Annotated in this window: 2 protein-coding genes; both read right to left on the minus strand. The window is 60.8% G+C overall.

Annotation, left to right across the window (positions count from 1 at the left end; genetic code table 11):
- Positions 1-5492, minus strand: a 5492-nt coding sequence (locus tag J1785_RS05215) for a filamentous hemagglutinin N-terminal domain-containing protein (RefSeq protein ID WP_217218960.1), incomplete at its 3' end; no start/stop codon positions are given.
- Positions 5493-5528: 36 nt separating this feature from the next.
- Positions 5529-7253, minus strand: a complete 1725-nt coding sequence (locus J1785_RS05220; RefSeq protein WP_238483085.1) for a ShlB/FhaC/HecB family hemolysin secretion/activation protein — start codon at positions 7251-7253, stop codon at positions 5529-5531.
- Positions 7254-7363 lie beyond the last annotated feature (110 nt).

Genomic DNA, 7363 nt, shown 5'->3' on the forward strand with positions numbered 1-7363 from the left:
GCGCTTATCGCATGGGATAAACCGCCTGCGTTAGCCGAGGTCGTGGTATTGCTGATGTTATTGCTGAAACTGGCGTTAACTGCCCCACCGGCCTGAATAACTGAGCGGAGGCCTTCGCCGGTGCTGAGGGTTTCGTAAGCGGGTCCACCGGTTAATGTGTAGGTAAACTTATCCCCTAAATCCGTCCTGTAGTCTACCCCCCTTCTTTTCCCTTTCCGGATATCAGGGATAACGGTGGCATCGGCCGGTTGCACCCCTGTTGTGCCACTGTACTGATAGGTCAGGTACTCATTCTCAATGCTGTTTTCATAGGACTGGTTGTTCAGGTTGGTGCCGGAAAGCGTTATGTTGCTTCCGGCAAGAACAGTACTGGCAATATTATCTAACGTGTCGCCAGATATCGTTAAATTGCGGTTTGCGGCAATGCGGCCCGCCCCGCCGCTGGCAATGGCGGTTACAGTGGAAGTACCTACAAGAAATTTTCTGTCAGAGGCAGCTTTCGTAGGCGCTAAACCAACAAAAGTATATTCTTCTTCAGCGCCGTCTCCTTTGCCATTGCTCCCACCGGTGTGACGCCAGCCCGTTCCGGTATAAACCCCAATTTCATCATCATCTAACAAGCCGAGCTGAATGCTCATCGTGGCCTGCCCCAGAGATGCCGGGCTATTCGCCGCCTGATAAGAACTCGACGTACTCAACCCGTCCCGCTGATTCAGCAGATGGCCGGTATTGATGGTGATATCGCCGTTGGTGGTTTCGATATCCCCCGACGTGTTGACCACTTCGCTGTTGGCGTTGCCCGCCGCGTCCCGCTGCAGCCACAGGCTGTTGCCCGCCAGAATATCGCCGTAGTTATTGTGAATACTGTCGGCCAGCAACTGCATGTTGTTACCGGCGTACAGCAGCGCGCTGTTCGTCAGTTGGCCACCAGCGGACATCACCACGTTGCCCGCCCCGCCGACAAAGCCGCTGTTGTTAAGTACGCCACGGCTGGCCAGGCGGATATCCCCGCCGGACTGCACGCTGCCGCTGCCGTTGAGCTGGATGTTGCTGGCGTCCACGCCCACCGTACCGCCGCCGCCGCGCAGCTGACCGCTGTTGGTAAAGTTGCCGGCCGAGCTGAGCTGGATGCCGTTGCCCTGCAGGGTGCCGAGCACGTTCAGGTCGCCCTGCGTGCTGAGATTGAGGTTCTGCCCCGCTGCCAGCGTGCCGGTCTGGGTAAAGCCCGAACCGAGTTGCAGCGTCATATCCCCCAGCGCCAGCAGGCTGCCCGCCTGATTCAGTACCGGCGTCACCAGCGTCAGGTTGCCTGCGCTGTAAAGTCTGCCGCCCGCCTGGTTGTCGGCGTTCTGAACGTTAAGCCCCAGCGACTGGCTGCCCAATACCGTGCCGGTGTTATGCAGTTCGTTACCGGTCAGCGTCAGCCGGTCGCCCTGAAGCTGGCCCTGATTGGTCATCTGCGTGACGTTCAGCGTGCTGTCGCCCTGTCCGGTCAGCGTACCGCTGTTGTTGAGCGTGCCGCCGGTCAGGGTCAGGCCCTGCGCCTGCAGCGTGCCGCTGTTGGTCAGCACCGGTGCAGACACCGTCAGCCTGCCGCCGGTCAGTAAGGTGCCCTGGTTGTTGAGATTACCGGTGAGGGTCAGATGGCTGACGCCGTCGCCCTGCATCTGCCCCTGATTGAGCAGCGTCTGTGCGCCCAAATCTAACGTGCCCTGACTGCGCACGGTGCCGCCGCTCAGGTTAGTGATGCCGTTTTGGACCGTACCCTGCAGGCTTTGCTGGCCCTGTAACTGCCCGGCGTTGCTAATACTGTTGGTGGTCAGCACAAGATTACCGGCCTGAAGAGTGCCGCTGTTAGCAATATTCCCGGCGTTCAGCGTGGCGGTGCCGCCGCTGAGTAATGTGCCGCCCTGCTGAACCTGAAGTTGCCCGCTGAGCGTGGTCGCAAGCTGACTGACACCGCTGATGCCGCCGCTGCTGGTCAGCGCACCACCGATCAGGGTGAGGTTATCCGCCGACCAGCTCCCCTGATTATTCAGGTTCGCCGCCTGCAAAATAGCCAGACCGGTTGAGATAATTTTGCCCTGCGCCTGCGTATTGAGCGCACCGGTCAGGTTGAGGTTCGCGCGCGAAGCGGTCTGGATAGCGCCGTTAAGATCTAACTGCCCGGCGTGTACATCGGCGCTGTCGGCCTGCCAGCTGCCGTTGTTGGTGACGTGCGTGGCGGTGACGGTGAGCGCGCCCTGCGTCAGCATCTTGCCGGACGTGGCGTTGGTTAAATCCTGCTGCAGCTGCGCCGTCAGGCCCTTCAGGCCAATCAGGTTGCCGCTGTTGTCCGCGTTGTTCGCCGTAAGCGCCAGCGTGTCGCCCTGGATTTGCCCCTGATTGGTCAGATGGTCAGCCGTCACCGTGGCGGTTTTATCGCTGAGCAACTGGCCGCTGTTTTCCAGCGTGGCGGCGTTCACCGTGACATCACCGGATGAGAGCAGGCTGCCGCTGTTGGTGAGATCCCCCTGCATCTGTGCGTTCAGGCCATTCGTGCCTAATGCCGTGCCGCCATTGGTCAGGCTGTTGCCGGTCAGGGTAAGCTGGCTGCCCTGTAAACGTCCCTGATTCTGGGTATCACCCACCTGCACACCCAGCGTGCCGCCGGACAATACCTGCCCCTGCGTACCGTTGGTTAACGTACTGGCGGTGAGCGTGGTACCGCCGTTGCCCTGCATCAGCCCGTTGTTGCTGATACCCGTGGCATTCACGCCGACCGTTTGTGCCAGAAGCTGGCCGTTGTTGGTCACAACCGGTGCCGTCACGGTCAGGCCGTTGCCCGCCGATATCACGCCGGTGCCCTGATTGGTCAGGCTGCCGGTAGCATTCACGACGACGTCATCACCCGACACGTTGCCCTGATTGACCAGCGTCTGGCCTTCCAGCGTCATCTGGTTCTGCGCAGACAGGCTGCCCCGCTGCTGCAAGGTACCGGCTTTCACATGCAGGCCGTCGTCGGCGGTGATGGCACCGTTGTTGGTCAGCGAGGTGGCCGTGATATCCACATTGTCCGCGCCCAGCGCCGCGCCGTTGGTCAGCGTACCGGCCTGCACCGTCAGCGTACCCGGTGTCACCAGTTTCCCGGCCAGATCGGCTTTTTCAGACGCACTGATCCCCAGCGCGTTTTTACCCTGCGTCTGCGAGCCGTTGCCGGTAGTGAGCTGTTGCGCGGTCAGCGCCGCGTTGCCGTCGGCGGAGAGAAAACCCTTTAAGTTCGCGGTATCAGTCTTCAGAGCCACATCGCCCTGGCTGGACTGTACCGATCCGGCGCGGGTGGTCAGCGCGGTGGCGTTAAACGTCGCCCCCTGCGTGCCGGTCAGCGTGCCGCCCAGATCCGCCTGTGCGGTGTTGAGTGTCAGCTGACCGCCGGCCAGTAAGGTTGCCGCATCACCGTTGGTCACGCCATCCCGCGCGTTCAGTATGATGTCGCCGCGGGTGCCGGTCAGCCCCTGATTGTTGAGCTGATTCAGGGTCAGCGTCTGGTCACCGCCGGACTGCGCCGTGCCGTTGTTATTGAAGGTGTCGCCGTCAAGCTGCTGCGTGCCGAGGGACTGCAGCAGGCCGTTATTGGTCAGGGTGCCGAAGCTGAACTGACCGTTGCGGTTGGCGGCCAGCGTGCCGCCGTTGCTGAAATCGTGTGCGGTAAAGTTCAGATCACGCCCGGCAATCAGGCTGCCGGACCACTGCCCGCCGCTGGCAACCGTGGCCTGCACGTCATTTTGCGCCGAGGTTTTACCACCCTGTGCGGCATTAAGCTGGTCAGCGTTAATCGAAAGAGTATTGCCCGCGCTGGTGGTGCCATCGAGCTGCTGCTGGCGGGCGGATAACTGCATATCTCCCGTGGAGGCCAGCGAACCGCTGCCGGTCACCTGCAATGTACCGCCACCGGCTTCCAGCGTGTTGCCGTCGAGCGCACCGGCCAGCGTGGCGCTGCCGGTTGCCGTCAGGGATAAATCTTTATCGCTGTGAACGGACCCCTGCGCCCCGACGGACAGATCCTTAGCGTTCAGGCCCACGTTACCGGAGGTCGACAACTGGCCGCCCAGCGTCTGCTGCGCGGCAATAAACTGAATATCGCCGAGGCTGGTGATCAGCGAGTTTTGCCCGGCGTTCAGGGAAGTGCTGTTGAGCGTCAGGCCATTTTTGCCGGTCAGCGTGCCGTCGACAATCATCTGACCGCCGCCGATGTTCAGCCGGTCACCGGCAAACAGCGAGCCTTGTTCACCCACGGTCATCTGGTCAGCAACCTGCAACCCCAACCCCTGCTGCGAACCGATCAGCCCCTGATTGCTGAGGGTATTAGCGGTGATGTTTTGCGCGCCGCCGGACTGCATTTTGCCGCTGTTGTTCAGGGCCGACGCACTGACGGTCTGTGCGCCCTGCGCCTGGATCAGCCCGCCGTTGGTCAGCGTTTGTGCCCGCAATTGTGCGTTACCGCCCGCCGCCAGTGTGCCGTTGCTGGTGAGGTCACCAGCCGATGTCAGCGCCATATCGCCGCCCGACTGCTGGGTACCGTTAAGCGCGATGGCCTGCGCATTCGCCGTCAGCTTGCCGGTGGCGGTCGCATTACTCAGCGTCAGCCTGCCGCTGGCATCAATCTGCATATCGCCGACCGAGGCGTTCAGGTTGCCGAGGTTGACCCCGACGCCTTTGTCGCTGGAAACCAGATGAATGCGGTTGGCGTACATACCGCCGAGCGCGCCGGTGTCAATCGCCACCGACGGTACACCTGCGCCGGATATCGGCGTGGCATTGCCCTGCGCATCGACGTGATTGGCACCCAGGGTGACGTTCAGGTCTCTGGCGTACAGCCCGGCGTTAATCTGCGCGGCGCGGGAAATCAGTGAAAAAGAATCGCTCGTGCGGGCATCCAGCCCCTGACCTTCAACGGTGATCGCACCCTGCGTGACGTCGAGGGACTGCAGCGAACCGTCCGCGTTCAGCACCGGCCGGCCGGTGGTCAGCGTGGCGTTCGGGGTATTGAGGAAGCCGCAGCCGTTACAGGTGATGCCATAGGGGTTGGCGACCATGACGTTCGCCGCTTTACCGGCGACTTCCATGTAGCCGTTAAGTTGCGAAGGGTTCGCTGACACCACTTCGTTAATGATGCCCTTCGCTTCCTGACCTGCCGTAAGATTGGGGTTGTTCTGGATCAGCCCGCCCAGCTGAGTCCGGGTCAGTTTGCCGGTGGCGTTGTTGAGAATGAGGCCCTGCTGGCCGACGTTGAAATCGTTATATTTGTTATGCGAAATCCCGGCCTGATTCGGGGTGGCGATGTTCACCACCGGCACGCCGTTACCCGCCTGATCGGTGCGGGTGTTGCCTTCGGCTACCGTGATACCGGCCGCAAATGCGGGCATCACCGGTTGCCAGACCAGCCAGCCCATCAGCCCGTATGCCAGTGCTTTACGCCATAACGCGACCGGTTGCTCTGTGATCGATTTCATCGCCGAATTCCTTCTCTCTTATGTAGAGGTACAACGCTAAAGTGCAAAGCCGATGCGGTAGTAGACCGTGACGCGATCCGGTGCCAGTGAGTCCGGATAGCTCAGCGGCCAGCCGACGGTAAACTGGCTGGAGAAATGTGCGTTACTGCTCGATAAACCCACCGCCCCGCCCCATAAGGTGCCGGACGCATTGGTGTCATGATTGCTGCGTTGCAGGTAGCCGCCGTCAAGCGCGGTCACGGCGCTGATCTGGCCGAGCACCGGCAGCGCGAACAGTTGGGTATCCAGCTCGTTGCGCCAGTAGCCGCCGTTGTCGCCGGAGAGGTATTGCTCTTTGAATCCCCGCACCGAGCTTTCACCGCCAATCGTCAGGCGTTCGCTGCCGTAAAGACGGTCATCGCCCCACTGGCCGTAGGCGCTGGTCAGCCAGGTAATGCGTTGGGTGACAGGCCGGTAATAGCTGGTGGACAGCGTCCATTTAGAGAACTCCGCGCGCGGGGCATCCGGATTTTTATCTTCATCGCTTTCGCCGCCAAACCACGGCACGCCACGGCTGAACGCCGGGTTGAGCGTGGCGTATCCGCCCCAGAGTTTCTGGCTGTGATTAATGCCTGCGGTCCAGCTGGTCAGGCTGCGGGTGCTGCTTTCCAGCGGGGCGTCGTTGAGATAATTTCGGTTGAGGCGGTGCGTCAGCCCGAGGCTGGCGGCGGTTTTCATGTCGCCGTTGCGAAACAGTACGCGGGAAAGGGTGAAGCGGTGCGCCTGGCTGTCGCCGGTGGAGCGCCAGAGATAGCCCTGCGATTCAATGGTGCTCAGGTAGTCGCTGTAGCTGTAGTTGTAATCGAACAGCCAGTAGCCGTAAGGCAGATTAACACCCGCCTGCACGCTTTTCGCGTCGTGGTCGCTTGCGCCGTCGCTGCTGCGTGACGCACTGACAAACCACTGGTCCGCCAGCCCGAGCAGGTTATTGCCCGTCAGCGAGCCGCTGACCTGTCCGGTGCCGGTGCTTTTCTGCCCTGAGTTGTCAAAACCGGCGCTGGCCTGCAGGGGAAACTCAGGCTCTGAGGTGAGGTTGACGATGGAGTATCCCGGCTGGCTGCCGGGCTGGATTTCAATCTGCACCGGCGTTTTGCGCAGCCGGTTAATCTGCTCCATCCCCTGTTCGATATCACGCAGGTTAAGGATATTGCCGGTCAGCCCCGGAAACGCCATCGCCAGCATTGCGCCGCGCTGGTTTTCCATTTTGATGGCTTCCAGCTTGCCTTCCATCACTGTCAGGCTGAGCGTGCCGGAAGACAAATCCTGTTCGGTGAGAAACGCGCGGCTGGTGATGTAACCCTGGCCGATATACCAGTCGGAGACCTGTTTCACCAGGGCATTAATCTGGCTAATGCCGAGGCACTGTTGCAGATAGGGTTGAGTGAGTTTTTGCCGGATGCGCGCGGGCATATGGTCTGCGCCGCTGAGGGTAATGTCGTGAATATCAAAGCACGGACCGCCGGGTTGCGCTGGGGTTTGCGGTGCGGGGGCGACTGACGTGCTGCGCTCCAGTTCCTGACGCTGTTGCTGGTTCTGCTGCAGAAGTTGCCGCTGCTGTTGTTCGATACTGTCGCGGTCGGCGGGGCTGAGCGGCGCGGCCTGCGCGGTGAGGGAAAATATCACCGGTAGCACCAGCAGACAGGAAACGCGCCATCGCTGGGCAAGACGCACGTACGCTGAAACAGTGCGGGCTAATGGTGTAACAGTGCTTATGATTTCCATATCCGCTGTTTTCTCGGGCCTGCACCACTTTGCTGTATGCCTCAAAAACACAGCATCAGAAATGGCTATGGCATTGATCTAAGATTAAACATTCACCTCCTATCGGCAGG

Origin of the sequence: Rahnella perminowiae, assembly GCF_019049755.1 — a bacterium.
Lineage (GTDB): Bacteria > Pseudomonadota > Gammaproteobacteria > Enterobacterales > Enterobacteriaceae > Rahnella > Rahnella perminowiae.

What these genes read in the sequence shown, in the direction of transcription:
- J1785_RS05220 (WP_238483085.1), bottom strand. Translation starts at nt 7,253, where the DNA reads ATGGAAATCATAAGCACTGTTACACCATTAGCCCGCACTGTTTCAGCG.